Genomic DNA, 25795 nt, shown 5'->3' with positions numbered 1-25795 from the left:
TTTATATGTACTGCACGCTCAGAACTTCACCCACAGCCGTCCAAAATAAGAAGCACCGTTCAGGCCGAATTGCACGCTGTCGTATTTGAAGCCGTTATCGGTTTCGTCCGGGTTTTGGGTGCTGGGTTTGACGTTGAAGATATTGTTGCCGCCAAATGTCAGCTTGGTGTTCTTGTTGATGCTGTAGGTGAAGCTGAGGTCGGCCGAGGCCTTGGCCGAGTAGTGGGCGTTCGGTACGCCGGCGGCAGTGCCGCTGAAGGTGCCCAGGGTTTGCGGGCCGAAATAAATCAGGCGCAGGTCGGACTCGAGCTTGCCGGTGACGTAGTCGAAGCCCAGCGTGGACTTGGCGCGCGGGCCACCCTGTTCGATGAACAGGCGCTCGCGTTCGGACAGCAGCACGTCGGCATAACCTGCCAGGGACGGCGGGGTTTTGACTTTCGTCACTTCCGTCTGGCTCAGGTTCAGGGCCAGGAAGGTGGTCAGTTTGTTGCCGATGAATTCGCCCTTGTGCGAGGCTGTCAGGTCCAGCCCGCGTGTGCGCGTGTCGATCGAGTTGACGAAGAATTGCGCTTCGCCCACGCCCAGCAAGGCCAGGCGCGCTGCCAGGTCCGGGTAATTGTCGGCATTGAAGCGGCCCGACAATACGATGCGGTCCTTGATCTTGATGTTGTACAGGTCGGCTGTCACCGAGATCGCTTGCGTGGGCGTCCAGGTGGCGCCCAGGGTAAAACTGGTGGATTTTTCTTCTTTCAGTTTCGGGATGCCGGCCGCGTTGGCGACGGCACCGCCGTTCGGCGCCAGCACCACGTCGGTCGGCACGCCGCCGATAAAGTCGGTAAAGGTCGAAGAGAAATACACTTGCTGCAACGATGGTGCACGGAAGCCCGTACTGGCCGAGCCGCGCAGCAGCACGTCGGGTGTGAGCTTGTAGCTGCCGGCCAGCTTGCCCGTCACGGTCGAACCGAAATCGCTGAACTTTTCATAGCGCACGGCGGCCTGTGTTTTCAAGCGTTCCGTCAGATCGAGTTCCACATCGGCATAGGCGGCGATGCTGTGGCGTCTGGCCTTGGTCGCGTCGCTGGGCTGGAAGCCGGGAAAACCCTGGCTGCCTGCATTGCCGCCCACACCCACGCCGTCGGCGTCGATGTAGGAATTGGGTTCGCCGGCCATGATGCGGTATTCCTCGCTGCGGTATTCGGCGCCGAAAGCCAGGTTCAAGCCTTTGAGGATATCGTCGTAATAACGGCTGAAATCGGCATTGCTGGTCAGCTGCTGGAAGGAAAAGCCGCCCGCATCGAAGTTGCTGGCGCTGATGCCCTTGCCGCCTTTTAACAGGTCGAGGTTGGCAATCGAGGCATTCAGGGTATGGCTGATGTCGTAGCGCATACGGTTATAGCCATAGGTTTGCGAAAAATCGGCATGCCAGTCGCCGATCTGGCTGCGGTGGCCCAGGATGGCGTAGCGGTCGTCGATCTTGCCGTTGATAAAGGGCACGAAACCGTCCGGGTACATGGCGGCCGAATTGCGCGATGGAATGTCGTCGCTGCCGATGCCACCGCGGCCAAAGGCGGCGCTCGATGCATCGCGCGTTTGCGCGCCGGCCGTGAAGTACAGCTTGCCCGTGCCGCTGGTGGCGTAATCGCCATTCAGGTACAGCGTCTTGTTTTGCGTTTTAGTATCGCCGATGATGCGCAGGCTGTCTGCGTCGGCCCGGTTCGAGCGGCCACGGTCCAGGTATTCGCCCGTGATGGCGAGCGTGCCCTGGTCGCCCAGTGCGATGCCGCAATAGGCGGAGGTCAGGTAATTCTTGCCGTCGCCCACGCCATACTGGCTGTAGCCGGCCACCGCTTCGCAACCCAGGCTTTTTTTCAGTTCAATATCGATCACACCGGCAATCGCGTCCGAGCCGTACTGGGCGGCGGCGCCATCGCGCAGCACTTGCACGTTCTTGATCGCGAGCAAGGGAATCGCATTCATGTCGGTGCCCGTGTTGCCGCGGTTGCGCGCGCCGAACAGATTGACCAGGGCCGTCGTGTGGCGCCGCTTGCCATTGACCAGCACCAGGGTCTGGTCGGAACCGAGTCCGCGCAAGGCCGCCGAATCGATCAGGTCGGCGCCGTCCGCACCCGTCTGGCGCGTTGAATTGAAGGACGGTGAAATGTATTGCAGCGTTTGCGCCAGGTCGAACTGGCCGCCTTGTTCGGCCACCTTGGAAATGGGAATGATATCGACCGGCACCATGGTATCGGTGGCAGAGCTGGCCACGCGGCGCGAACCGACCACGCTGACCGTTTGCAAATCGGTTTGCGCGACGGCGGCTTCTGTGTTCTGGGCTTGTGCTGCTGGGCTGAACACGGCCAGGGCGGCGCTGCCATACAGGCTGATGAGGACGGCTTTACGCAAGGTAGTGAGGGTCGGCACGCAGTATCTCCAAGTGGTATAGGCCACTTGATTTTAGTGCCAATATTTCATGCCTCACCAGCAATACTTTGTTTTCTTGTCACAAATTAAGTGCGACTGTTGTTTCTTTGTTGCCCTGTTTTTTTATCTGCATCAGCGTGGTGCATGGTTGCGACTTAATCACTATTTAAGTGCTTGTTTGCACCATGCCGCCCACCCAGATTTCGCCCGGCTTGTATTGCGCCTGTATCAAACAGGGCTGCTGCGTGACATGGCCTTGCGACAGGCTCAGCGACTGTTGCAGATGCAGTGCCAGTGCGCCTGCAGCCACGCCGGTGGCGCTGTCTTCCAGCGCGGGATCGAGGTGGTTGAAGTTGCGCCCTTCGTATTGATTGTCGCCAATACTGCAATACACATAGCAGCCGTTGACCTTGTGCAAGCCGCCCCAGTCGGCGATCAATTCCAGGTTGGGCCGCAGCGCGCGCAGGGTGGTGCGGTCGGCCACTTCCAGCAGCAGCTTGGGGCTACCCACTGAAACGATGGCCGGTGGCGATACCAGATGCATATGCTGGCCCATCAGTTCCGACGGAATATGCCGTTCCACGTTCACTTCAGGCGATTCCTGTGGCGCCAGGCCGATCAGATAACCGTCTGCACTGCGTAGCAGCCGCAGCGCCTGGCCGCGCATGGCGGTGGTCACGGTCATGGACTCTGGCGCATCGGGTGCACTCAGCAAGATATGCGTAGCCGCCAGGGTTGCGTGCAGGCATAGCGGGCTGCGCGTATGCGGATAAAAATAATCGAGCACGATGGCGCCGTCCGGCTGGCGGTCGATGAAAACGCAGGCGCTGACATTACGTACACGGGCATAGGTCTGGCGCGCAGTTTCATCGCTGTGGTCGTTTTCGACGACGAGTGCAGGATTACCGCCGCCGGGTTCGGCGCCGAAACATTTCAGGAGATGGACAGTCATGGCGGGCGATGGAGGGTGGATGGGTATTGTTGTGGGCTAAATTGGGGCGAAAGTATCAGCATAAACGAAAAGTCACTTCCAGATGAGGATAGTGTTTTGTGCTTATATACAGTATTCAGGGGACATCGTGTGAACATCGAACATTGTGTTTTTTCTGTAACGCTTGACCTTACTACGGTGGCAATTACTACGATGGAGTGGCACTTTTACATAGGAGTCCACCATGCAGTTTCATCTCGATAGCAGGATCTGTAGCGACTGCATTTTCACCGTCATCAAGGCCATTCAATCCGTCGACTTAAACGCGCGCATCACGATGGATCTGCCCAAGCAATTAGCCACAATAAAAAGTGCCGCGTCTGCAGTGAAAATCATCGCGGCACTGTGTGACGCCGGCGTGCTTGCGCGAAAAAATATTTCTCGCTCACACCATTGATGCAATGTGGCGAATAGTTGATTTTTATTGATAGGCCATTCGCTGCTGCCGGGTTCTGCGCCGAAATATTTCAAAAGATGGACAGCCATGGCGGGCGATGGGGAGAGGCAAGCTCCAGCATAAAAGAAAAGTCACTTTGCAGATGAGTATAATATACTGTGTTTATATACAGTATTGAGGTGCATCATGTCGGGCGCAGGTTTACCGGATTATGCGGAGTTGTTCTGCTTGAGCAACTTCAGCTTCCTGCATGGCGCTTCGCATGCGCAAGAACTGGTGGCGCGGGCCGTGCAGCTGGGCTACAAGGCGCTGGCCATGACGGATGAGTGTTCGCTGGCCGGTGTGGTGCGCGCGCATGCGACGGCCAAGCGGGCTGGTTTTCCTCTGATCATCGGTGCGCACTTTCATTTGACGCAGGCTGACGGCAGTCCCGGCTTATCTTTGCTGGCGCTGGTGCAAGACCGTGAAGGCTATGGCAATTTATCCGAGCTGATCACCATGGCGCGCACGCGCGCGGCCAAGGGACGTTATCTGTTGACGGCTGACGATTTTGCCGCGCCATCGCCAGAGTTCTCTCATTTGCAAGGCTTGCCCGGCTGCTTGATGATCTTGCTGCCCAGCTACCCGGCGCAGCCGGAAACCGTGTCTGCACAGGGCGCGTGGGTGGCCGCGACCTTTGGTGCGGAGCGGTGCTCGATAGGCTTGAATCTGTTGCAGCGGGCGCAGGATGACGCGCACCGTACGGCTGTGCTGAATGCTGGCCACGCGCTGGGTTTGCCCGTGGTGGCGGTGGGCCATGTGTGCATGCACGTGCGCTCGCGCAAGCCTTTGCTCGACACCTTGTGCGCGATCCGGGTGGGCAAGCCGGTGGGCGAGTGCGGTTATGCGCTGGCGCAAAATGCCGAGCAGCATTTGCGCGCACGTTTGCGCCTGGCCAATATCTACCCGTCGCAGGCGCTGGCAGAAACCTTGCGCATCGCCAGCTTGTGCACTTTTTCGCTCGCTAGCCTGAAGTATGAATATCCCGATGAAATGGTGCCTGCCGGCCACACGCCGGCCAGCTATTTGCGTGAAGAAACGTATGCGGGTGCGCGCGGCCGCTTTCCCTTGGGCATACCAGCGCTGGTACAGGAGCAGATCGAGCAGGAACTGGAACTGATCGCCGACCTTGGCTACGAAGCGTATTTCCTGACGGTCTATGACATCGTGCGCTTTGCCCGCTCGCAAGACATCTTGTGCCAGGGGCGGGGATCGGCAGCCAATTCGGCTGTCTGTTATTGCCTGCATATCACGGAAGTAGATCCTGCGCGTGGCAACTCCCTGGTCGGGCGTTTCATGTCGCGCGAGCGCAATGAGCCGCCCGATATCGACGTCGATTTCGAGCACCAGCGGCGCGAGGAAGTGATTCAGTATATCTATACCAAATATGGCCGTGGGCGTGCCGCGCTGGCCGCCGTGGTGATCAGCTACCGGCCGAAAAGCGCCTTGCGCGACAGCGGCCGGGCGCTGGGGATCGACCTGGCGATCGTGGAAAAAGTGGCCAAGGCGCATCACTGGTTCGACGGCAAGCGCGATTTATTGAACCGCCTGGCCGAATGCGGGCTGGACCCGGAAGCGGAGCTGTCGCAGCAATGGGCCAGCCTGGCGCAGCAGTTGCTGGGTTTCCCCCGTCATCTGTCGCAGCATCCGGGCGGCTTTGTGATTGCGCAAGGCAAGTTGTCGCGCCTGGTGCCCATCGAAAACGCCACCATGGCGGGGCGCAGCGTGATCGAGTGGGACAAGGATGACCTGGAAGAACTGGGTTTGATGAAGGTCGACGTGCTGGCGCTGGGCATGTTGTCGGCCTTGCGCCGCGCCCTGGAACTGGTGAGCCTGCGGCGCGGTGAGGTCGTCCGTTTGCAGGATATTCCGGCCGAAGACGCGGCAACCTACGACATGATGTGCCTGGCCGACACCATCGGCGTGTTCCAGATCGAGTCGCGCGCGCAGATGAGCATGCTGCCCCGGCTGCGGCCCCGCGAGTTTTATGACCTCGTCATCGAAGTGGCGCTGGTGCGCCCCGGCCCTATCCAGGGCGGCATGGTTCACCCGTATTTGCAGCGGCGCCAGCAAAAGGAGCCGGTGGTATATCCGAAGGGCCTGGAAAAGGCGCTGGGCCGCACACTGGGCATCCCGATTTTCCAGGAGCAGGTGATGCAGGTAGCCATGATTGCTGCCGGTTTCACTGCCGGCGAGGCGGATGAGTTGCGGCGCGCCATGGCGGCCTGGAAACGTAAGGGTGGCCTGAATAATTATCATGAACGTATCGTCGAGCAGATGGTCAAAAATAACTATGACCGGCAGTTTGCGGAAGATATCTTCAGCCAGATCGAAGGCTTTGGCGAATATGGTTTTCCCGAGTCGCATGCGGCCAGTTTTGCGCTGCTCACTTACGCCAGTTCCTGGTTGAAATGCCACGAACCGGCTGCCTTTTTATGCGCCTTGCTCAACAGCCAGCCCATGGGCTTTTACAGCCCCTCGCAACTGGTACAGGATGCGCGCCGCCATGGCGTGCAGGTGTTGCCGGTCGACCTGATGGTCAGCGGCTGGGAGGCAAGTCTGGAAGGTGATATGGCCGCGCCCATGGTGCGCCTGGGCTTGAACAGTTTATACGGTATGCGTGCCGAGGCAGCTTTGCGTATCGAAGACGCGCGCGCCATTTCTCCCTTTATTGACGTGGTCGACCTGGCGCGCCGGGCCAGCCTGGATCGCCATGACTTGCAGATACTGGCGGCAGGGAATGCCATGCAGGCGCTGGCCGGTAATCGCAGGGAAGCGATGTGGCAAGCGGTGGGCGCCGTGCCGGAGCGCGATTTGCTGCGCCCGACCAGCGTGCAGGAAGACTTGCCCGTGCTGGCCGCGCCCACCGAAGGCGAAACCATCGTCGGTGATTACCGCGCGTTAGGCTTGACCCTGGGCCGCCATCCGCTGGCGCTGCTGCGCGCGAAATTGCTGGACCAGCGCTTCATGCCGGCCGCTACCTTGATGGCTTATACCAATGGCCAGCTGGCGCGCGCCTGCGGCATCGTCACCGTGCGCCAGCGTCCGGGCACGGCCAAGGGCGTCATCTTCATGACACTGGAAGATGAGACGGGCACGGTCAACGTGATTGTCTGGCCCAATCTGGTGGAAGAGCAACGCCGCGAAGTCTTGAGCGCGCCCTTGCTGGGCGTGTACGGCGTATGGCAAAGGGAAGGCATCGTGCGCAACCTGATCGCCAAGCGCCTGGTCGATATGTCGCATTTGCTGGGACGCTTAAGGACCAGCAGCCGCGATTTTTGCTGAGACGACTGCCAATGCTTGGCGGCACTGAACACTAGTTAGCTCACTGAATTGTGAGATAGAAGATATACCTTGCTTTGTGTTGCCCAATTACGAGCCGCATCCTCAACTTCTGGCGTAGTAAAAAAGAAATGATAAGTGTCGTCCCAACTTTCATAAAATGCACATCCCAGTTCTGGCAATACTACGCAGAAATGGCGATGCCCAAGCAAGCGGCCACCATTTGGCCTGCAATAGTTCGTCAGCGTCAGTGATGATTTGAAGGCCCGAAAAATGCACCTATCCTTCCTGCGACCACGCATCGCGAATGACAATACTTCCGTACCGGCAACCATCTTGCCGCAAAATGCAGCGAGGAGTTTATTTCGCCGCTCTTGCTCTTCGGGAGGAACATTTTCCAGTAATCTGCTAGCATCTTCGTGCGAAAGCCAATGGTCAAAAGTCGATACCGAGAGCACTTGAACATCCTCATGCTTTTCCTTTTCGTGCACACTATGTAGCCACTCAAATTGAATGCTAAGCTGTCGTTGGCGATCTCTCGAAACATTGATTAAGCGACGGTTGGACATCAAAATTTTTTCTATTGGATAGGTTAATGATTCGGTCCGATGATCGCCTTTGGCCGATAACTGCATGTAAATTCGGAAACCGTCGAATCGTTACCAGCGTGCCGAGTCAGTCTTTGCTGGATCGTAAAAGTCGTCCTTCACTTCCAAAACAAGTTCGTAAGGTGACAGCGGTGCGAACCCGGCGCGAAGATAAATGCAATCACCTACTAACGCAGCATCAAGTCGAGAAATCACAGTAAGTGCGAGTCTTTGAATATCCTTCAGCAGCCCGGCGACCCAACGCTCGGTAATTTCCGAAGTTGTCCAAGTGCCGAGCTCAAAGTAACTGTAGGGGCCAAAGTGTTCGTGTTCTGAAATTAAATCGTTGCCAGGTTTCGCTGCATATTTTTGCATTACATGTGCGAACTGTCGAAGCCCTTCCTTGGATCCAACCAATCGCCACTCTTTGGCGTCATCGTTGCGGTCATAGAAGAAGCCAAGCTCGTGCCACTCACGCTGGGTCATTTCGTTGATCTCGGTACTCGGCATGTCTTTTCCCATCGTGTTCCAAGCGTTCACTCTTGGCCGAATCTGACAGGAGAATGCAGAGAATAACATCTTGCTCATCCAGAAATATCCGAAATCTGATAACGCTGAATGCTCTCTACCTGACTGCGTTGTATGAGAACGCATTGCGGCGATGATGAAAATATCCAATAGCCATCGATATTGACGGTGTACAGGATGGTCGGCCATGTTTCAATGTCATTCATGATTTTCAGAAACCACATTAAAACATCATCGCATAAATGGCTTGAGTGCTATGTTTATTCGACTATCTGGTCGCTGGTATGGCAAACTTGCCAGATGAACCAGTCTATTTCCTCTTGCCTTATCCGTCCTGCCACCATCGTCGACGCGCCCGCCATCGCTGCCCTGATCGATGAGTTGATGCCGTTCCTGACCTTGCACCCGAACGGCGAGGGGGCGGAAAAGTTTATCGAGAACTGCAAGCTGCCGGCGATTGAAAATTATCTGTCGCAGTCCCGCTATCATTACCAACTGGCGCATATCGATGGCGTGCTGGCTGGCGTGGTGGCCATGCGCGACAACACGCATCTGTTCCATCTGTTCGTGCCGCGCGCGCTGCATCGGCGCGGCATGGCGCGCCGTTTATGGCAGGCTGCCCGCGATACTGCGCTGGCTGGTGGCAACACGACCGGCTTTACTGTCAATTCCTCGGTGTATGCCTTGCCGCTATATGAAAGCCTGGGGTTTGTCGTCACGGGGCCGAGGGTGGAGATGGATGGGATAGCGTTCGTGCCGATGCGTATGGCGCTGGATTAGTTAAAGCCGGACGCATCGTGGTGCCATTATGGTAAATGAGAATCATTTCTATTAAAATGATGGCCATTGCTGTTTTTGCAGCGCTATTTAATAAGGCCGCCATGAAATTGTCCCTCTCCCTGACCGCCATTGTGTCCGCCTGCGTGCTTGCCTTAAGTGCTGGCAGCAGCGTGGCAAGCAATCTTGCTCCTGCCGCTGAAACGGCACCAGGGCCTGCCGTTGCAGCCGACGTAAGCCAGTTGGGCGAGATCATCGACTTGCGCAGCGGCCAGCGCATGACTGCGGAGCAATTGCTCGATCATCTGGCGGCGGCGCCGCGCGTGATCGTGGGCGAGCAGCATGATCAGTTGAGTCACCATCACATTGAACAATGGCTGCTGCAGCAATTGCAGGGGCGGCGGCCGCAAGGCAGCGTGCTGCTGGAAATGCTGAACCCGGACCAGCAGGCGAAGGTGGATCAGGCCAAGTCGTTGCTGAAGGAGTATCCGCAAGCGACCCCTGATCAGCTGGCGCAGCAACTGGCGTGGCAGGCGAGCTGGAAGTGGGATCAGTATGGCGAACTGGTGATGGAGGTGATGCGCGCGCCGTATCCGGTCTGGTCGGCCAATCTGGACCGCAGCGAGATCAGGCAGATGTTTGTAGACAAGCCAGCCGTGCAGGGCAAGTTTTCCGACCTGGCCAACGATGGCCAGGTGCAGAACCGCTTAAAAGAGATCATCCGCGCCATGCATGACAACCAGATCGACGAGCCGCGCCTGGCTGCCATGCTGGCCATCCAGCAGCAGCGCGACCGCCGCATGGCGGAACGTCTGCTGGCCGCGCCCGTGCCAGCCTTGCTGATCGCTGGCGCCTATCATGCGCACCAGGACCTGGGCGTGCCGCTGCATGTGCGCGATCTGACCGGTGGCGCAGCACCGCTGGTACTGGTGCTGGCCAGGCAAGGCGCGGCGGTGACCGGGGCGCAGGCAGACCTGGTCTGGTTTACGCCAACCACAAATCAATAATCAGTCATTGCGCGGCGTGGTGCCGTAGTAGGTATGCAGCTCGTTGGCCCACGCCTGGTCGGCCATGTTCGGCCAATTGTCCGTATCGAAGCCGGGCGCATTCTCGATGCGCTCCTTGTCGATATTGAGCGTGAAGCGCTTGTTGACGGTGTCGAGCAGCAGCGCTTCCCAGGGCACGGCAAACAGTTTTTCGCCGATGGTAAACACGCCGCCGTGCGACAGGACGGCATAGGCGATTTTGCCGCTGCGCATGTCGAGCATGATTTCCTTGATTTCACCCAGGTGTTCATCCCGGGCGTTGTGTACATGGTCGCCGATCAGGGTGTCGGCACCCATCAGTTCAGGGCCGGGACCCTTGTGGCCCCGATTGACATACATGCCGTAGGCGTCGCGTTCTTCGTAGCTCATGATGGACCTCCGTTGAAAAATTCCAGTGTGGACCTGGTTGCGCAGGAGGTCTGTTCGGTCTACCACACAAGATATGGAATTGGAAATATTTCGGATATTTCCAATTCGTAATGATGTTGTGCGTTGGCATCCTGCCGGGCGGGAATGACGGCATTTGGCGTAATTTTCCGCGCAGGGGAAGTTCGCGCAGCGGGCTTTAGTGTATAATTTCAATTTCCCGCACGTGCCGTTCGGCACCATCTGCAATGACCAAATTTGTCTTCGTCACTGGTGGCGTTGTGTCTTCCCTTGGAAAAGGGATTGCCGCCGCCTCTCTCGCCGCGATCCTCGAATCGCGCGGCCTTAAAGTCACCATGCTCAAGCTCGACCCGTATATCAACGTCGATCCTGGCACGATGAGCCCTATGCAACACGGTGAAGTTTTCGTTACCGACGACGGGGCCGAAACCGACCTCGACCTCGGTCACTACGAGCGCTTCATTTCCACCCGCATGAAAAAGGTGAATAACTTCACCACCGGCCAGATCTATGAATCGGTGATCCGCAAGGAACGCCGCGGCGAATATCTGGGCAAAACCGTGCAGGTGATTCCTCACATCACCAATGAGATCCAGGACTACATCCGCCGTGGCGCAGAAGGCTACGATGTGGCCCTGTGCGAAATCGGCGGTACTGTCGGCGATATCGAGTCGCTGCCATTCCTGGAAGCGGCGCGTCAGCTGAGCTTGCGCGCTGGCCGCAAGAACACTGCGTTCGTGCACCTGACCCTGGTGCCGTACATCGCTTCGGCCGGTGAGTTGAAAACCAAGCCTACCCAGCACTCGGTGCAAAAGCTGCGCGAAATCGGTATCTTGCCGAATGCGCTGCTGTGCCGTGCTGACCGCGCGATTCCGGAAGATGAGCGCGCAAAGATTTCGCTGTTCTCGAACATCGAGGAAGACGCCGTCATTTCCGTATGGGACGTCGACACAATCTACAAAGTGCCGCAAATGCTGCACGACCAGGGCCTCGACAAGATCATCTGCGACGCGCTGGACCTCGATCCGGCGCCGGCCGACCTGTCGGTCTGGAGCAAGCTGATCTACACGCTCGAACATCCGAAAGCAGAAGTCACCATCGGCATGGTCGGCAAGTATGTGGAATTGACCGAGTCGTACAAATCGCTGATCGAAGCGCTGCGCCACGCCGGCCTGCACACGGAAAGCCGCGTCAATATCGAGTACATCGATTCGGAAGAAATCGAAACCACCGGTTGCGAGAACCTGGCCAAGTACGACGCCATCCTGGTACCGGGCGGCTTCGGCAAGCGCGGCGTGGAAGGCAAGATCAAGGCTGCCCAGTTCGCCCGCGAACACAAGATCCCTTACCTGGGCATCTGCCTGGGCATGCAGGTCGCCCTGATCGAGTACGCACGCAACAAGGCGGGCATGGCGAACGCCAATTCGACCGAGTTCGACCGCGATACGGATCAACCGGTGGTTGCACTGATCAATGAGTGGCAAAACCACGATGGTAAAGTCGAGTTGCGCGATGAAAACTCGGACCTGGGCGGTACCATGCGCCTGGGCGCGCAAACCTGCGCCGTCAATCCGGGCACCCTGGCTGCCGAGATCTACGGCAGCGTGGTGACCGAGCGTCACCGTCATCGCTACGAAGCCAATAATCACTACCTGGCCCGTGTCGAAGCTGCTGGCCTGATCGTTTCGGCCCGTACGCCGAGCGAAGATTTGTGCGAAATCATGGAATTGCCACGCACGGGCGACAATGCCCACCCATGGTATATGGGCGTGCAATACCATCCTGAGTTCAAATCGACGCCACGTACTGGCCACCCGCTGTTCACCTCGTTTATCAAGGCAGCGCTGGCACAGAAGGAAGCCACCGCCGCCGCTTGATAGCGGGCGAGATAGCGTAGTACTACCGCAGCACGACTCCCGGCACGCCAGTTCTTCACTGAAACGTCTGCCGGGAGTTTGTTTACCCCGTTGTGCAATTGCGCAATTGCGCGTCAGAACGCAGTGTGCAGCCCCGTTACGCTTAACTTTGGAGAATGATATGAGTGCTATTGTTGACATTATCGGTCGTGAGATCCTGGACTCGCGCGGCAATCCTACCGTCGAATGCGACGTGTTGCTGGAATCGGGCGTGATGGGCCGTGCGGCCGTACCGTCGGGTGCATCGACCGGTTCGCGCGAAGCCGTGGAATTGCGCGATGGCGACGCCAAGCGTTATTTCGGCAAAGGCGTACTGCAAGCATGCGAGAACATCAATACTGAAATCTCCGAAGCCATCATGGGCCTGGACGCCAATGAACAGGCTTTCCTGGACCGTACCCTGATCGACCTGGACGGCACGGAAAACAAATCGCGCCTGGGCGCCAACGCCATCCTGGCCGTCTCGATGGCTGTCGCCAAGGCTGCCGCTGAAGAAGCCGGCTTGCCGCTGTACCGCTATTTCGGCGGTTCGGGCGCGATGCAGCTGCCAGTGCCGATGATGAACGTCATCAACGGTGGCGCGCACGCCGACAACAACCTGGATATCCAGGAATTCATGATCATTCCCGTGGGCGCACCGTCGTTCAAGGAAGCCGTGCGTTACGGCGCCGAAGTGTTCCACACGCTGAAAAAGATCCTGCACAAGAAGGGTTTGAATACCAACGTGGGCGACGAAGGCGGTTTCGCGCCATCCTTGGCCAATCACGAAGAAGCCATCAAGCTGATCATTCAGGCAATCGAAGAAGCCGGCTACGAGCCAGGTACGCAGATCGCCATCGGCCTGGACTGCGCCGCTTCCGAGTTCTACAAGGACGGCAAGTATGAAATGGAAGGCGAAGGCCTGAGCCTGAGCGCGACCGAATTCACCAACCTGCTGGCGACCTGGTGCGACAAGTACCCGATCATCTCGATCGAAGACGCGATGCACGAAGGCGACTGGGAAGGCTGGGCTATCCTGACGGCGGAACTGGGCAAGAAAGTGCAACTGGTCGGCGACGATCTGTATGTCACCAACACCAAGATCCTGAAAGAAGGCATCTCGAAAGGCATCGCCAACTCGATCCTGATCAAGATCAACCAGATCGGCACCCTGACCGAAACTTTCGCCGCCATCGAAATGGCCAAGCGCGCCGGTTACACGGCCGTCATTTCGCACCGCTCGGGCGAAACGGAAGATTCGACCATCGCCGATATCGCTGTCGGTACCAACGCCCTGCAAATCAAGACCGGCTCGATGTCGCGTTCGGACCGCATGGCCAAGTACAACCAGCTGCTGCGTATCGAAGAAGACCTGGGCGACGTTGCCAGCTACCCTGGCCGCGATGCGTTCTATAATCTGAAGTAATTCGTAATCTACAGGCCGGCCGGAGTAATCCGGTCGGTTTTTTACCGACACCCCATGCGCCTCATTACGCTCGCCCTGGCAGCCTTGCTGCTGTTGATACAATACCCGCTCTGGCTGGGAAAAGGCGGCTGGCTGCGCGTTGCCGATATGGAAGCGCAAGTGGCGGTAGCGAACAAAAAGAATATGGAATTGAAGGCGCGTAACGACAAGCTCGAATCCGAAGTGCGCGACTTGAAAGATGGCACCGGCGCCGTCGAAGAGCGTGCCCGCTATGAACTGGGCATGGTCAAACAGAATGAAATTTTCGTGCAGATCGTGCGCAAGGGCCAAACCCCGCCGCCTGCATCAGCCGACGCCACCGCTGCGCCGCGCTAAGTATTCCTACCCCTGCCAGCCTGGACCGATTGCCAGGCTGCTGCGTCAAACTTATTTCTTTTACTGTGTGTTGCTGCTATTGCTGCTATTGCTGCTTAGAACTTTGCCTTGCCTGTCATGATCAGGTAAAAGTGGATGCCAGTGACGGCGACTGCAAGAACGATCAGGCCAGATTCGATAATCATCATCATATTTCCTTGTAAATAAAAGTCGAGGGGTTGGTGTTAGCCGCGCGAAGCCATGAAACGCAGTTCAGCGGCCAGATTCGGCATAAACTTTTCATGGCGCATCGCTTCCGAGTTCAGCAGGGCGATATCGCGCTGGCTGGGGCGGGTGTAGCGCTGGTCTTCCGTGCTGGCGATGACTTCTTTCTGGGCCAGTTCGCTGTAAGGCTTGCTAGCGAGCAGGGCGCCCAGGAAGGCGCGCGCGGCGCGGCCGAGGTTGCTGAAGTAGCCGTCGTCGTTGTTATTGCTGCTGTAGTGCGTGCTGAATGTGGGCATAGATCCTCCATAAAAGTGCGTTGTTGCGGTGCACAATAATGAATTTTTTGATATGCGTCCAATTCCAAATCCCCATTTCAGAAATTCACAGTGTGAATAAGAAGGGCGTCACCACTGGTGACGCCCTGAAATGAAAATTGTTACAAGATATGTAAACGGTGTTTGTTTAGCCGGCGGCCAGGCGTCCTATACCCGGATCATCGCTGAAGAAGCCGTCCAGTCCCGTCTGGATGTAGCGCTTGATTTCCGCCACGGAACCGGCTTCGTTGCGGGCATTCTCGCCATTGCCATCGCGGAAGTCGGCTGCCAGGAAACGGTTTTCCGGGCGGAAAGTCCACGTATGCAGCAACAAGCCTGCCTGGTGCGCATCGTCGACGATGGACGTCGGCGGCGCCAGGCGCTGGTCTTTACCCAGCGGTATCACGTCGCGCGTCGGCGGCGCCACCACGTCGGCGTAGGTGGCGATATCGCGCATGCCTGCCGGCGAAACCATCTCGTGGAAGGTCAGCTTGCCGCCCGCCTTGGCCACATCCATCGGACGGATATCCATGTTCACCACCAGCTGCATCAGGCGGATATTGGCGCGGTGGCCCAGCTTTTCGCGCAGATACTTCAGGTTGGCTACTTCGAACGACTGGATTTCCAGCGGCGCGCGGCGCGTGTACTCGTGTTCCAGGATGATGGACAGGAAACGGTCTTCCATCGCCAGGCCAGCATCGCGGAAATACGTCGAGCTTTTCAGCTCGGGCACCAGGCCGATCACGCGGCCGGTGGCGGCCGATTGCGCTGCAACAAATTCGATGATTTCTTCCCAGGTTGGAATCTGGAACTGGCCATCGTACAGAGTGTTGGCGGTACGGATTTGCGGCAGGCGCTCGATGGCGCGCAGGGTTTTCAGTTCGTTCAGGGTGAAATCGTCGACAAACCAGCCGTCGTGCATCTGGCCATCGACCATGCGCTTGCCGCGCCGGTTGGCAAACTCGCTGCGTTTGGCCACGTCCGTCGTTTCGATCAGATTGCTTTCATGGCGCGCCACCAGCACGCCATCCTTGGTCGAGACCAGGTCTGGCTCGATGTAGTCGGCGCCATCGGCAATCGCCTTGGCGTAGGACGCAAACGTGTGCTCGGGGCGCAGGGCGCTGGCGCCCCGGTGGGCGAACACTTGCGGGCGCGCCGTCGGCAAGGTCAGCATGCTGGCGGCAAAGCCCGGCATGGCTGTCAGGGCCAGGCCACCGGCCGCTGCCTGCATGAAATTGCGGCGCGAAAAGTGCCGCTTAGGAAGAGTGGGAGTGCGCATCAGAAGTCCGCTGTCAAAGTCAGGAAGCCCTGGCGTGGGGCGATCGGGAAGGTGTTATAGGTACCGCTGGCAGCACCGACCACCACGTTCAGTACGCCCTGGCGATTGGCCAGGTTGCTGACGGTAACGCGCCAGCGCGGGTTTTTCAGCCAGCTGGACAGGTTAGGCAGCTTGCCCGACACGCCCAGGCTCATCAGGAAATAGCTGGAGACGGACAAATCATTGGTGTAAGTGGCGTAGCGCTTGCCAACGTAGTCGCCGATCAGCTGTACGTCGACGTCGCCGATGGTGGCCGAGGCCACGGATTTGTTCAGCCATTCAGGCGAACCTGGAACATCCTTGCCAGCCGTCGGTACCAGGGTGGTGCCGCTGAGGTAATCGTCGGCGTATTTCGAGCGGTTGTACGACAGCGCATTGTAGAACGAGAAGTTCTTGCCGAAGTGCAAGGTGCCAGCCATATCGATGCCATCCGTGCGCACGCTGCCCACGTTGGCCAGCACCGGGTTGCCGCCGATGATGGACGAGATCACTGCGGTCGGGCTGATTTGCAGCAAGCGGTTGCTGAAGTCGACGTGGTAGATATTGACCTGGCCATCGATGCCGGTGACCGGGCCCAGGTCCAGCGGGTGGCTGCCGCGTACGCCCACTTCATAGGTAACGGCCGTTTCCGGCTTGGCAGTTTGCTTGAACAGGTCGAACGCGGCCTGGTTGGCCAGGCTCCATGGCGAGGCGCCGCCGCCGCCATAGGTCACGAACTGGCGCATGTTTTGCTGGATGTTGAAGTACAGCTGGTCTTTCGAGGTGAAGTCCCAGCGTCCGCCAACCTGCGGCAGGAACCATTTCTTGGTGGTGATCGATCCGACCGGCAAGGCGGTCGAGCCGCCGGCAATCGCGCCTACCAGTGGCTGCACCGGGAATTGGCCATCGGCAAATTGCAGGCTGGACTTGAAGCCCGCTTGCAGCGCCATGTCAGGACGGATATTCCATTCATCCTGCAGGTGGAACTGGGCGACCTTGGTATCCATCACGCTGCCGTACTGCGTGATCAACGGATCGGTCGGGCGGTCATAAGGCGAGCTCGGATTGTTCACGTCCAGTGCATACCAGCGGCGGTAAGCCGACGATTTGTTTTGTTCCAGCCAGACGCCCGCTTCCAGCTGATGGTCGCCCATTTCCTTGCGCAGGGTGGAAACCAGGCCGCCGCGGTTGATCTTGTATTCGGTGGTACGGGTGGCGTAGCCGGAATTGCCGAACACCTGTTTCAGGTTCTGGTTCGGGTAGTAGACACTGAACAGTGCAGGCAGGCCCGCCACGCCGATCGGACCGGCGACCACGCCCACGCCGTCATCGTTATGGAAATACACCTGGTTCGACCAAGTCGTGCCTTCGGACAGGTTGGCGTCGAACTTGGCATACGCCAGGTAATCGGTACGCTGGGCATCACTGTAGTAGTTGCGGTAGTTATTGCCATCGGCAGCTGGCGTGGCTCCCGTTGGCGACAGGTAGTTCAAGGCCGAATTAAAGTCGGGATACAGGAACGGGCGCGTGTACGGTGCGCTGGTTTCGCCCTTGACGTGCACGGTGCTGTCTTCGTTCGGCTCGGTCTTGTCCGAATAGTTGAAGAACAGGGTCAGCTTGCCCGCATCGCTGCGGTTGACGAATTTGGCGTTGACCTGGTCGCCGCCCTGGCGGCCGTTGAAGTCCCAGGCGTGCGCTTCGTGGTGCAGCACGGAAATATAGGCGCTGTTGCCGTCGCCAAACACACCGGTGTCATAGCGGGCAAAGGTGCGCGAAGTGCGGTAGCTGCCCACCGTTTGCTGCACCGTGCCGCCACGGGTGGCCAGCGGGTCGCTGGAATAGGTTTCGATGGTGCCGCCCAGGTTGCTGGTCGAGGCCGTGCCGACGTCGCCGGCACCGGACGACAGCACCACGCTGCGCACGTTTTCGCTGATCACGGCGCGCTGTGGCGACAAGCCGTTGTAGTTGCCGTACTGCTGGTCGCCCAGCGGTACGCCATCCATGGTATAGCCCAGTTGCTGGCCCGAGAAGCCGTGCACGAACAGCGACAGGTTTTGCTCGTTGTTGCCCCATGGGTCGGCCGTCTGGAAGCTCACGCCAGGCAGGGTTTGCAGCGCCTTGAGCGGATTGGTGCCCGGCAGGATTTTCTGGATCTCGCTACTGTTCAGGGCAACCGAGGAGCGCGTCTTGTTCGAGGAGATTTGCACGGTGGCCATCGGCGCCGCGCTGCCGTCGTCGGCAGGGGCTGCAGCCGTGGCTGCCGGGCCGGCCATTTCGCTGGCGGCAGCGGTGACGGCAGCGGCAGCGGCCGTTTGCGCCAGCGCGGGCATGGACAAGCCCGCTGCGCAGGCGCCCAGTAAGACATTAAAGGAGTGGCGGCGCAGCGCCAGCTTCAAATTCGAGTTCATCAATCAGCCTGTGGGGGAAAGGTATGGGGGTTGATACAAGCTGCGCAGCGTAGCGGCGCTGTATGACGCGCTGATGACGAATTCGTGACGGGACGATGACAAAAACGGGATGGGAAGCGCGCCGCCAGAGAGGCGGCGCGAGGGTGTTGCAGGGAATTACATTAAACTTTGGTAATGTTGAAGTGGTAACCGAAGGTGTTGTCTAATTAAGTTATTTAATCAAGATACTTAATTGGATAACGCATTTAGTTAATGCAATTAGTTAATGCTCGACGCCGGCGGGATCAGCACTTCGGCTGGCGCATTGGTGACGAACAGCTGCGCGCAATCGACCTTGTCAAAATCGTAGTGCTGGCCGCAGAAATCGCAGTTTACGCCCACGTGGCCGATTTCTTCCAGGGTGCTGTTGACTTCTTCCTCGCCCAGCATCTTGAGCATATTGCCCACTTTTTCACGGGTGCAGGTGCAATGGAAGCTTGGGTGCAGCGGGTCGAACACGCGTATCGTTTCTTCCCAGAACAAACGCTGCATCAGGGTGTCGATATCGGTCGCCAGGATTTCTTCTTCTTTCAGGGTCGAGGCCAGCATCACGGCGCGGTTCCAGGTTTCCAGCGCATCTTCTTCCGATACGGGCGTCGCTTCGGCCTTGCCGCCATGGTGGGGCAGTTTTTGCAGCAGCAGGCCGCGCGAGGTGCTGTCGTCGGTGGCCAGCCACAGACGCGTGTCGAGCTGTTCCGAGCGCAACATGTAGTTTTCAATCACGGTGGCCATATCGTCGCCGTCCAGTGGCACGATGCCCTGGTACGGTTGCTGGCCCGGCACCTTGTCGGCCGGGTCCAGGGTGATGATGAAGCGGCCCTTGCCCGTGGCGTTCAGCAGTTGCGGCACGGTAGCGCCATCCACAATGACGGCGTCCGGGTCCAGCTTGGCAGTGGCGCGCAAACGCAGTTCCGAATCGCACTCGACCACCATCAGGCGCACCGGGCCGTCACCGTGGATTTGCATGATGATGGAACCGTTGAATTTCAGGTTGGCCGACAGCAGCGCGGCGGCAGCCACCATTTCGCCCAGCACTTTTTTCACGGCCAGCGGGTAGGCGTGGCGCGACACCACTTCCTGCCAGGTGTGGGAGACGTCGATGAACTGGCCGCGCACGGCGGCGTTATCGAAAATAAATTTTTGCAGGGTATCCTGGCCTTCGGTGGCTACGCTCACTGTCACTGCGCTGGTATCGGTCGTCATGTGTTTATCCAATCTTCTTGAGTTGCATGTTGTTGCATATTAAATTCGCTGGCCGCCGTCTGATTCACAGGCGGCCTGGTTGTGTCGCTTGCCGAGTCATCAAGGCAGTGCCTGCTGATCGCCGCGATGGGCGGTGCTGGAGACGCCGGGCACAGCCGGATGCAGGAATATGACGCTATTTTACGCTGGGCCGTTCGCTGTTGTAAGACAACTACGAACAATGGGGTGGATCCGGTATAATTAAAGAACGGTCGTACTTTTATGTGCCTGCTCTCTACAGGCACAGCATGTGGCGCCATCCGCGCTACTTTCAAGGCAGCAAGGCAATCAAAACCATGAAACTTTCTCGTTCTGAATTCATTTCCATCCGTGGCGCCCGCACCCATGTGCGCCATTGGGGCCGCGAGGGCGCGCCCATCCTGTTCATGGTGCATGGCTGGATGGACGTGGCCGCCTCGTTCCAGTTTGTCGTCGATGAGCTCGCTGGCGACTGGCATGTGATTGCGCCCGACTGGCGCGGTTTCGGCTTGAGCGACTACACGCAGTCCGACACCTACTGGTTCCCCGACTACCTGGCGGACCTGGACGCCATGCTGCAGTACTACTCGCCGGATGCGCCCGTCAACTTGCTGGGCCACAGCATGGGCGCCAACGTGGCAGGCCTGTATGCGGGCGTGCGGCCGGAGCGCATCACCCGTTTCATCAACCTGGAAGGCTTCGGCATGAGGGCCACGCGCCCGTCGCAAGCGCCTGGCCGCTACGCTAAATGGCTCGACGAATTGCGTGAACCGCCGCAGATGCGCAGCTATCCGAGCCGGCAAGCAGTGGCGGCGCGGCTGCAAAAGACCAATCCGCGACTGAGCGACGAGCGTGCCGCCTTTTTGGCCGAACACTGGTCGGTGCAGAACGAGGCGGGCGAGTGGGACATCATGGGCGACCCGCGCCACAAGCGCGTCAACCCGATGCTGTACCAGGTTGAAGAGGTGATGGCGTGCTGGAGCCGCATCACGGCGCCCGTGCTGTGGGTGGAAGCGGCGGAAACGAATATGTGGGAATGGATGGGGCCGAAGGAAGAGGCAAGGATCGAGATCGACCGCCGCCTGGGTTTCCTGAAAGACGTACGCTGTGAAATGATGGGCGACGCCGGCCATATGCTGCACCATGACCAGCCAGCCGAACTGGCGCGGCTGGTGGAACAATTTCTTGCTCAATAGCATGCTGACCACAGTAGCGCTCTCGTCGGTGGCAAGCAGCGTACAATGAAAACTTCTTCCATGTTCAACCCGCGCGCGGTATCGTTTTCACATGCTTAAAGTCGACCTGCATTGCCACTCCAATATCTCCGACGGTGTGCTTGCGCCCGCTGCCGTGGCGGCCTATGCGCATAAGGCTGGCGTCGATGTGTGGGCGCTGACGGACCACGATGAAGTGTCGGGTATCGCTGCTGCGCGCGCCGCCGCCGTCGACCTTGGCATGCGCTTCGTGGCAGGCGTGGAAATTTCGATTACCTGGGCCGGTCAAACGGTGCACATCGTGGGCCTGCAAATCGATGAAAACCATCCGGGCCTGGTGCAGGGCTTGCAGCAAACCCGTTCCGGACGCGATGCGCGCGGACGCGAGATCGCCCGCCAGCTGGATCTGGCCGGCTTGCCCGGCGCCTATGAAGGGGCGCTGAAATTTGTCGGCAATCCCGACCTGATGTCGCGCACGCATTTTGCGCGCTACATCATGGAAACGGGCAAGTGCGCGAATATTCCCGAAGTGTTCAAGAAATACCTGTCCGAAGGCAAACCCGGTTATGTCGCCCATCGCTGGGCCACCCTGGCCGAAGCGGTAGGCTGGATACAGGGCGCGGGCGGCCTGGCCGTGATCGCCCATCCGGGCCGCTACCGTTTCAGCGACACGGCGCAAGGCGTGCTGTTTGATGAATTCAAGCAATTGGGCGGCGTCGCGATCGAAGTTGTCACGGGCAGCCACAGCCCTGACCAGTATGGCGAGTATGCACGCCTGGCCAACGATTATGGTTTCCTGGCGTCACGCGGCAGCGACTTCCATGCACCTGGCGAGTCCCGTGTGGACTTTGCGCAACTGCCCCCCTTGCCTGCCAGCGTGACCCCGATCTGGCACGACTGGTTTTAATGCCTTAAAAATCTGCTTTGCCACGATTCTTAAGGTATTCATAAGACGTGCCGCACTTGAAATGTGCGGCCCCGTACTTATATTTTCACTACTATCGTCTTCAATATTCATCTGGAGCCATCGCCCATGAAACGTATCGTCCTCTTTGTTGTCACCAATCTGGCTGTGATGCTGGTGCTGTCCATCGTCCTCAGTTTGCTGGGTGTGGGCAATCCTGCACGGGGCAGTACCTTGAATCTGGGCAGCCTGATGGTGTTTTCGCTGGTGGTCGGTTTCACCGGTTCGATTTTTTCCTTGCTGATCAGCAAACCGGTAGCCAAGTGGAGCACCGGCGCGCGCGTGATCGATAACCCAAGTTCGTCGACCGAATTGTGGCTGGTCAATACGGTGCGCGCCTTGTCTGAACGGGCTGGCATCGGCATGCCGGAAGTGGCCGTGTACGATGGCGAGGCGAATGCCTTCGCTACCGGTGCGTTCAAGAATTCGGCGCTGGTGGCCGTGTCCACGGGCTTGCTGGAAAGCATGAACCGCGATGAAGTCGAGGCCGTGCTGGGCCACGAGATCGCCCACGTAGCCAATGGCGACATGGTCACCTTGACCCTGATCCAGGGCGTGGTCAATACCTTCGTAGTGTTCATGGCGCGCGTGGTGGGTTTCTTTGTCGACAATGTGCTGTTGAAGAATAACAACCGCGAAGGCGGCGGACGGGGTATCGGTTATTTCGTCACCGTGATGGTGTGCGAAGTACTCTTCGGCTTGCTCGCCTCCATCATCGTCGCCTGGTTCTCGCGCCAGCGCGAATTCCGCGCCGACGCCGGCTCGGCCAAGCTCCTGGGCAGTCCGACGCCGATGATGCATGCGCTGGCCCGCCTGGGCGGCGTGCAGCCGGGCGAGTTGCCGCAATCGATGCAGGCGCTGGGCATCAGCGGCGGCAATAGCGGCTGGGGTGCACTGTTCGCCACCCATCCACCGATCGAACAACGCATCGCTGCCTTGCGCGGCGTACAATCATGACGTTTTTCACCAGCTGGCTAGCCAGAACTTATAGACCATGAGTCAATTTTTTCAGATACACCCCGACAATCCGCAATTGCGCCTGATCAAGCAGGCGGCGCAGATCATCCAGTCCGGCGGCGTGGTGGCCTTGCCCACCGACTCCTGCTATGCGCTGGTGTGCCAGCTCGACGACAAGGGCGCCGTCGAGCGCTTGCGCCGTATCCGGGGTGTCGATGAAAAGCATCACCTGACCTTGCTGTGCCGCGACTTGAGCGAGCTGGGCGTGTACGCCCGCGTCGATAACCGCCAGTTCCGTTTGCTCAAGGCGGCCACGCCGGGCGCCTATACCTTTATCCTGGAGGCGACCAAGGAAGTGCCGCGCCGCCTCAGTCATCCATCGCGCAAGACCATCGGTTTGCGCGTGCCGCAGCACCGCATCGTGCAGTGCCTGCTGGAAGAGCTGGGCCAGCCGCTGCTGGGCGCTACCCTGACCCTGCCTGGCGATGAAGAAAGCCTGACCGACGCCGACACCATCCGCGAACGGCTGGAAAAACTGGTCGACCTGATCATCGATGGCGGCGTGTGCGCGCATGGCCCCAGCACCGTGATCGACCTGACGGGCGCCGAGCCGGAAGTGGTGCGGGTGGGCCGCGGCGACCCGGCTGCGCTGGGCTTGTAGGCATGCACGACAGGCTGCGCCTCATGTGGTCTTCATGACAGCATAAGAAAGGCCCCGGGCCGCTCTGGTAGAATCGCGGTCATGAGCAATTTCAACGAGATAGTCCAGACCATTGCGGTCTACCTGATACCGGTTCTTTTTGCGATTTCCCTGCATGAAGCCGCGCATGGTTATGCGGCCCGGTATTTTGGCGATCCCACCGCCTCGAATGAGGGGCGGCTGAGCATCAATCCCATCCGGCACATCGATCCCTTCGGCACAATCATCCTGCCGCTGCTGCTGTATTTCACGATCCAGGTACCGTTCGGCTATGCCCGGCCGGTACCCGTCGATTTCAACCGCCTGCGCAATCCGAAAAAACAGATGGCCTGGGTGGCTGCTGCCGGTCCTGCCGCCAACCTGGCCATGGCGCTGGGCTGGATGGTGGTGCTGATCGTGCTGGCAAGCAAGGTACAAGCCTCGCAGCTGCAAGCTTTCCTGCTGCAAGTGTGCCAGGCTGGTGTGCTGGTCAATACGGCCATGTGCGTGTTTAACCTGATCCCCGTGCCGCCGCTGGACGGTGGCCGCATCGTCACCGGCTTGCTGCCGCTGGAATTGTCGAAACAATACGCGCGGCTCGACCGCTATACGCCGTTTATCTTCGGCGGATTGATATTGCTCAGCTACACGGGCGTGCTCGGGAAGTTCTTGCCTGGCATTATGCAGGTCGTTATCGAGGGCTTGTTCGGACTGACTTTGCCGCTGCGGATGCTGCTGGGCTGAGGCTCAAGTGCCGCGGCGAAAAGCAATTAACTGATGGAATATGAATGCAAGTAATAAAACAAGTGGAACCGGCAATAGACAGTGAAATAATTTCAGGCTGGGTGCGCCGTTGGGCGCCTTTGATCCCCGGTGGCGAAGTGCTGGACCTGGCCTGCGGTAACGGCCGCCATGCGCGCCATCTGGTCAGCCTGGGCCATCCCGTGATCGCGCTCGACCATGACCCCGAGATGCTGGAAAAAGCCGCCGGCACGGGCATCGTCACCTCGCTGGTGGATCTGGAAGCGCCAGGTGCTGTCTGGCCGTTTGCGGCCGGGCGTTTTGCCGGCATCGTGGTGACGAATTATCTGCATCGCCCCTTGATCGAGTCGCTGGTGGCCAGCCTGGCGCCCGATGGCCTGCTGGTGTACGAAACTTTTTCTGAGGGAAATGAACAATTCGGCAAGCCGTCGAATCCGAAATTCCTGCTCAAGGAAGGCGAAATGCTGGCCTGGGCCGCGCAGCACGGCTTGCGCGTGGTGGCGTATGAAGAGGGACGGGTAGAACAGCCAAAAGCTGCTCTGGTGCAACGAATCTGTGCCGTTCGACCGGATTTTCCACGGTTGGCGGCCCTGTTGCCACCGTTTTGAGCGGCGTTTCTACAGCAGAATGCACCACAGGCGCGGGCTATCCGCTACAATCGTTGTTTTATTTATCGGCGCTATAAAATTACTATGATCAAGGGCAGCATTGTAGCAATCGTCACCCCGATGCACGCAGATGGCAGTCTGGATATTCCAGGCCTGCGCAAGCTGATCGACTGGCATATTGCCGAGGGCACGGATGGTATCGTCATCGTGGGCACCACGGGCGAATCGGCAACAGTGAGCGTGGAAGAACACTGCGAACTGATCAAGCTGACCGTCGAGCACGCCAAGGGACGCATTCCTATCATCGCCGGCGCCGGTGGCAATTCCACAGCCGAAGCCATCAAGCTGACGCGCTACGCCAAAGAAGCGGGCGCTGATGCTGTCTTGCAAGTGGTTCCGTACTACAACCGTCCTACCCAGGAAGGCATGTACCAGCACTTCAAGGCCATCGCCGAAGCCGTCGACATTCCTGTCATCCTGTACAACGTGCCGGGCCGCACCGTGGCCGACATGAGCAATGACACCATCGTGCGCCTGTCGGCGATTGCCAATATCGTCGGCGTGAAAGACGCGACCGGCAACATCGGCCGTGGCGTCGACCTGCTGCGCCTCGTGCCAGCCGATTTCGCCGTCTATTCGGGCGATGATCCGACTGCCATGGCGCTGATGTTCTGCGGTGGCCACGGTAATATTTCCGTCACCGCCAACGTCGCGCCGCGCGCCATGCATGAATTGTGCGTGGCCGCCATGGCGGGTGAACGGGCCAAGGCTATTGCCATCAATAACAAGGTTTTCCCGCTGCACCAGAAATTGTTTGTCGAGCCCAATCCTGTGCCCGTCAAATGGGCCCTGGCGGAAATGGGCATGATGCCCGCCGGCATACGCTTGCCTTTGGTGCCGCTGGCGGAGAATTGCCATGCCACGGTACGCGAAGCCTTGCGCGACGCCGGTGTCTTATCTTAAGCCCTGACTAGCAC

Annotated in this window: 23 protein-coding genes; 14 read left to right on the top strand and 9 right to left on the bottom strand. The window is 58.8% G+C overall.

Going from position 1 to position 25795, the window contains the following annotated elements; genetic code table 11:
• Positions 1-18: 18 nt before the first annotated feature.
• A complete protein-coding gene (locus HDE75_RS06030; protein ID WP_183675768.1) occupies positions 19-2421 on the bottom strand; it encodes a TonB-dependent receptor plug domain-containing protein in 2403 nt (800 codons plus the stop codon).
• A gap of 166 nt (positions 2422-2587) precedes the next feature.
• Complete coding sequence (locus HDE75_RS06025; RefSeq protein ID WP_183675769.1) at positions 2588-3373, bottom strand: PhzF family phenazine biosynthesis protein; 786 nt, start codon at positions 3371-3373, stop codon at positions 2588-2590.
• A 223-nt stretch (positions 3374-3596) separates the two neighbouring features.
• Here HDE75_RS06025 and HDE75_RS06020 point away from each other — a divergent pair, with 223 nt between their 5' ends.
• The gene (locus HDE75_RS06020; RefSeq protein ID WP_183675770.1) at positions 3597-3809 is read left to right on the top strand and encodes a copper chaperone; all 213 of its coding nucleotides are present in this window, start codon (positions 3597-3599) and stop codon (positions 3807-3809) included.
• A gap of 186 nt (positions 3810-3995) precedes the next feature.
• A complete protein-coding gene (locus HDE75_RS06015) occupies positions 3996-7133 on the top strand; it encodes an error-prone DNA polymerase (RefSeq protein WP_183675771.1) in 3138 nt (1045 codons plus the stop codon).
• 35 nt (positions 7134-7168) lie between these two features.
• Here HDE75_RS06015 and HDE75_RS06010 read toward each other — a convergent pair whose 3' ends face one another.
• Positions 7169-7765 (bottom strand): hypothetical protein, encoded by a 597-nt coding sequence (locus HDE75_RS06010; RefSeq protein WP_183675772.1) that lies wholly within the window; start codon positions 7763-7765, stop codon positions 7169-7171.
• 24 nt (positions 7766-7789) lie between these two features.
• Entirely contained in the window at positions 7790-8434 is a 645-nt protein-coding gene (locus HDE75_RS06005; RefSeq protein ID WP_183675773.1) for a hypothetical protein, read from the bottom strand.
• Positions 8435-8545: 111 nt separating this feature from the next.
• Between HDE75_RS06005 and HDE75_RS06000 the strand changes: the two genes are divergently transcribed.
• Together HDE75_RS06000 and HDE75_RS05995 are read left to right on the top strand one after the other, a co-directional pair.
• Positions 8546-9025, top strand: coding sequence for a GNAT family N-acetyltransferase (locus HDE75_RS06000; RefSeq protein ID WP_260173713.1), 480 nt, complete (start codon positions 8546-8548; stop codon positions 9023-9025).
• Positions 9026-9126: 101 nt separating this feature from the next.
• Complete coding sequence (locus HDE75_RS05995) at positions 9127-10029, top strand: ChaN family lipoprotein (RefSeq protein WP_183675774.1); 903 nt, start codon at positions 9127-9129, stop codon at positions 10027-10029.
• On the opposite strand, the gene HDE75_RS05990 is transcribed toward HDE75_RS05995, so the two are convergent.
• Entirely contained in the window at positions 10030-10437 is a 408-nt protein-coding gene (locus HDE75_RS05990; RefSeq protein WP_183675775.1) for a PRC-barrel domain-containing protein, read from the bottom strand.
• 245 nt (positions 10438-10682) lie between these two features.
• Between HDE75_RS05990 and HDE75_RS05985 the strand changes: the two genes are divergently transcribed.
• From HDE75_RS05985 to ftsB, 3 genes are all read left to right on the top strand, one after another.
• Positions 10683-12332 (top strand): CTP synthase, encoded by a 1650-nt coding sequence (locus HDE75_RS05985; protein WP_183675776.1) that lies wholly within the window; start codon positions 10683-10685, stop codon positions 12330-12332.
• A 160-nt stretch (positions 12333-12492) separates the two neighbouring features.
• Positions 12493-13776 carry a phosphopyruvate hydratase gene (gene eno, locus HDE75_RS05980; RefSeq protein WP_183675777.1) on the top strand — a complete coding sequence of 428 codons (1284 nt, stop codon included), beginning with the start codon at positions 12493-12495 and terminating at the stop codon, positions 13774-13776.
• Between the two features lie 54 nt (positions 13777-13830).
• The gene (gene ftsB / locus HDE75_RS05975; RefSeq protein WP_183675778.1) at positions 13831-14151 is read left to right on the top strand and encodes a cell division protein FtsB; all 321 of its coding nucleotides are present in this window, start codon (positions 13831-13833) and stop codon (positions 14149-14151) included.
• A 224-nt stretch (positions 14152-14375) separates the two neighbouring features.
• On the opposite strand, the gene HDE75_RS05970 is transcribed toward ftsB, so the two are convergent.
• The 4 genes from HDE75_RS05970 to hslO all read right to left on the bottom strand — a co-directional run bounded on the left by HDE75_RS05970 (position 14376) and on the right by hslO (position 19616).
• The gene (locus tag HDE75_RS05970; RefSeq protein ID WP_183675779.1) at positions 14376-14651 is read right to left on the bottom strand and encodes a hypothetical protein; all 276 of its coding nucleotides are present in this window, start codon (positions 14649-14651) and stop codon (positions 14376-14378) included.
• Positions 14652-14817: 166 nt separating this feature from the next.
• Positions 14818-15948 carry a glycerophosphodiester phosphodiesterase gene (locus HDE75_RS05965; protein WP_183675780.1) on the bottom strand — a complete coding sequence of 377 codons (1131 nt, stop codon included), beginning with the start codon at positions 15946-15948 and terminating at the stop codon, positions 14818-14820.
• Positions 15948-18374, bottom strand: coding sequence for a TonB-dependent receptor (locus HDE75_RS05960; RefSeq protein WP_183675781.1), 2427 nt, complete (start codon positions 18372-18374; stop codon positions 15948-15950). Before HDE75_RS05960 ends, HDE75_RS05965 begins: the two co-directional genes overlap by 1 nt.
• A 258-nt stretch (positions 18375-18632) precedes the next feature.
• A complete protein-coding gene (hslO, locus tag HDE75_RS05955) occupies positions 18633-19616 on the bottom strand; it encodes an Hsp33 family molecular chaperone HslO (RefSeq protein WP_183675782.1) in 984 nt (327 codons plus the stop codon).
• Positions 19617-19951: 335 nt separating this feature from the next.
• Here hslO and HDE75_RS05950 point away from each other — a divergent pair, with 335 nt between their 5' ends.
• The 7 genes from HDE75_RS05950 (at position 19952) to dapA (ending at position 25781) form a co-directional block, all read left to right on the top strand.
• Positions 19952-20830, top strand: a complete 879-nt coding sequence (locus HDE75_RS05950) for an alpha/beta fold hydrolase (RefSeq protein ID WP_183675783.1) — start codon at positions 19952-19954, stop codon at positions 20828-20830.
• 91 nt (positions 20831-20921) lie between these two features.
• Positions 20922-21755 (top strand): 3',5'-nucleoside bisphosphate phosphatase, encoded by an 834-nt coding sequence (locus HDE75_RS05945; protein ID WP_183675784.1) that lies wholly within the window; start codon positions 20922-20924, stop codon positions 21753-21755.
• 126 nt (positions 21756-21881) lie between these two features.
• The gene (gene htpX, locus HDE75_RS05940; RefSeq protein WP_183675785.1) at positions 21882-22769 is read left to right on the top strand and encodes a protease HtpX; all 888 of its coding nucleotides are present in this window, start codon (positions 21882-21884) and stop codon (positions 22767-22769) included.
• Positions 22770-22806: 37 nt separating this feature from the next.
• Positions 22807-23430, top strand: coding sequence for an L-threonylcarbamoyladenylate synthase (locus HDE75_RS05935; RefSeq protein WP_183675786.1), 624 nt, complete (start codon positions 22807-22809; stop codon positions 23428-23430).
• Between the two features lie 81 nt (positions 23431-23511).
• On the top strand, positions 23512-24192 hold the full coding sequence (locus HDE75_RS05930) for a site-2 protease family protein (protein WP_183675787.1): 681 nt from the start codon (positions 23512-23514) through the stop codon (positions 24190-24192).
• Between the two features lie 44 nt (positions 24193-24236).
• A complete protein-coding gene (locus tag HDE75_RS05925; RefSeq protein ID WP_183675788.1) occupies positions 24237-24818 on the top strand; it encodes a class I SAM-dependent methyltransferase in 582 nt (193 codons plus the stop codon).
• An 84-nt stretch (positions 24819-24902) separates the two neighbouring features.
• The gene (dapA, locus tag HDE75_RS05920; protein WP_183675789.1) at positions 24903-25781 is read left to right on the top strand and encodes a 4-hydroxy-tetrahydrodipicolinate synthase; all 879 of its coding nucleotides are present in this window, start codon (positions 24903-24905) and stop codon (positions 25779-25781) included.
• The last annotated feature ends 14 nt before the right edge of the window (positions 25782-25795 follow it).

This window comes from Janthinobacterium silvisoli, assembly GCF_014200725.1.
Lineage (GTDB): Bacteria > Pseudomonadota > Gammaproteobacteria > Burkholderiales > Burkholderiaceae_D > Janthinobacterium.
This window is presented reverse-complemented; position numbering and strand designations above follow the sequence as displayed.

Bases quoted from the DNA above. Each gene is read 5' to 3' on its own strand.
- HDE75_RS06025 (WP_183675769.1), bottom strand. From the start codon at position 3,373: ATGACTGTCCATCTCCTGAAATGTTTCGGCGCCGAACCCGGCGGCGGT.
- HDE75_RS06020 (WP_183675770.1), top strand. From the start codon at position 3,597: ATGCAGTTTCATCTCGATAGCAGGATCTGTAGCGACTGCATTTTCACC.
- HDE75_RS06015 (WP_183675771.1), top strand. From the start codon at position 3,996: ATGTCGGGCGCAGGTTTACCGGATTATGCGGAGTTGTTCTGCTTGAGC.
- HDE75_RS06010 (WP_183675772.1), bottom strand. From the start codon at position 7,765: ATGCAGTTATCGGCCAAAGGCGATCATCGGACCGAATCATTAACCTAT.
- HDE75_RS06005 (WP_183675773.1), bottom strand. From the start codon at position 8,434: ATGGCCGACCATCCTGTACACCGTCAATATCGATGGCTATTGGATATT.
- HDE75_RS06000 (WP_260173713.1), top strand. From the start codon at position 8,546: ATGAACCAGTCTATTTCCTCTTGCCTTATCCGTCCTGCCACCATCGTC.
- HDE75_RS05995 (WP_183675774.1), top strand. From the start codon at position 9,127: ATGAAATTGTCCCTCTCCCTGACCGCCATTGTGTCCGCCTGCGTGCTT.
- HDE75_RS05990 (WP_183675775.1), bottom strand. From the start codon at position 10,437: ATGAGCTACGAAGAACGCGACGCCTACGGCATGTATGTCAATCGGGGC.
- HDE75_RS05985 (WP_183675776.1), top strand. From the start codon at position 10,683: ATGACCAAATTTGTCTTCGTCACTGGTGGCGTTGTGTCTTCCCTTGGA.
- eno (WP_183675777.1), top strand. From the start codon at position 12,493: ATGAGTGCTATTGTTGACATTATCGGTCGTGAGATCCTGGACTCGCGC.
- ftsB (WP_183675778.1), top strand. From the start codon at position 13,831: ATGCGCCTCATTACGCTCGCCCTGGCAGCCTTGCTGCTGTTGATACAA.
- HDE75_RS05970 (WP_183675779.1), bottom strand. From the start codon at position 14,651: ATGCCCACATTCAGCACGCACTACAGCAGCAATAACAACGACGACGGC.
- HDE75_RS05965 (WP_183675780.1), bottom strand. From the start codon at position 15,948: ATGCGCACTCCCACTCTTCCTAAGCGGCACTTTTCGCGCCGCAATTTC.
- HDE75_RS05960 (WP_183675781.1), bottom strand. From the start codon at position 18,374: ATGAACTCGAATTTGAAGCTGGCGCTGCGCCGCCACTCCTTTAATGTC.
- hslO (WP_183675782.1), bottom strand. From the start codon at position 19,616: ATGACGACCGATACCAGCGCAGTGACAGTGAGCGTAGCCACCGAAGGC.
- HDE75_RS05950 (WP_183675783.1), top strand. From the start codon at position 19,952: ATGAAACTTTCTCGTTCTGAATTCATTTCCATCCGTGGCGCCCGCACC.
- HDE75_RS05945 (WP_183675784.1), top strand. From the start codon at position 20,922: ATGCTTAAAGTCGACCTGCATTGCCACTCCAATATCTCCGACGGTGTG.
- htpX (WP_183675785.1), top strand. From the start codon at position 21,882: ATGAAACGTATCGTCCTCTTTGTTGTCACCAATCTGGCTGTGATGCTG.
- HDE75_RS05935 (WP_183675786.1), top strand. From the start codon at position 22,807: ATGAGTCAATTTTTTCAGATACACCCCGACAATCCGCAATTGCGCCTG.
- HDE75_RS05930 (WP_183675787.1), top strand. From the start codon at position 23,512: ATGAGCAATTTCAACGAGATAGTCCAGACCATTGCGGTCTACCTGATA.
- HDE75_RS05925 (WP_183675788.1), top strand. From the start codon at position 24,237: ATGCAAGTAATAAAACAAGTGGAACCGGCAATAGACAGTGAAATAATT.
- dapA (WP_183675789.1), top strand. From the start codon at position 24,903: ATGATCAAGGGCAGCATTGTAGCAATCGTCACCCCGATGCACGCAGAT.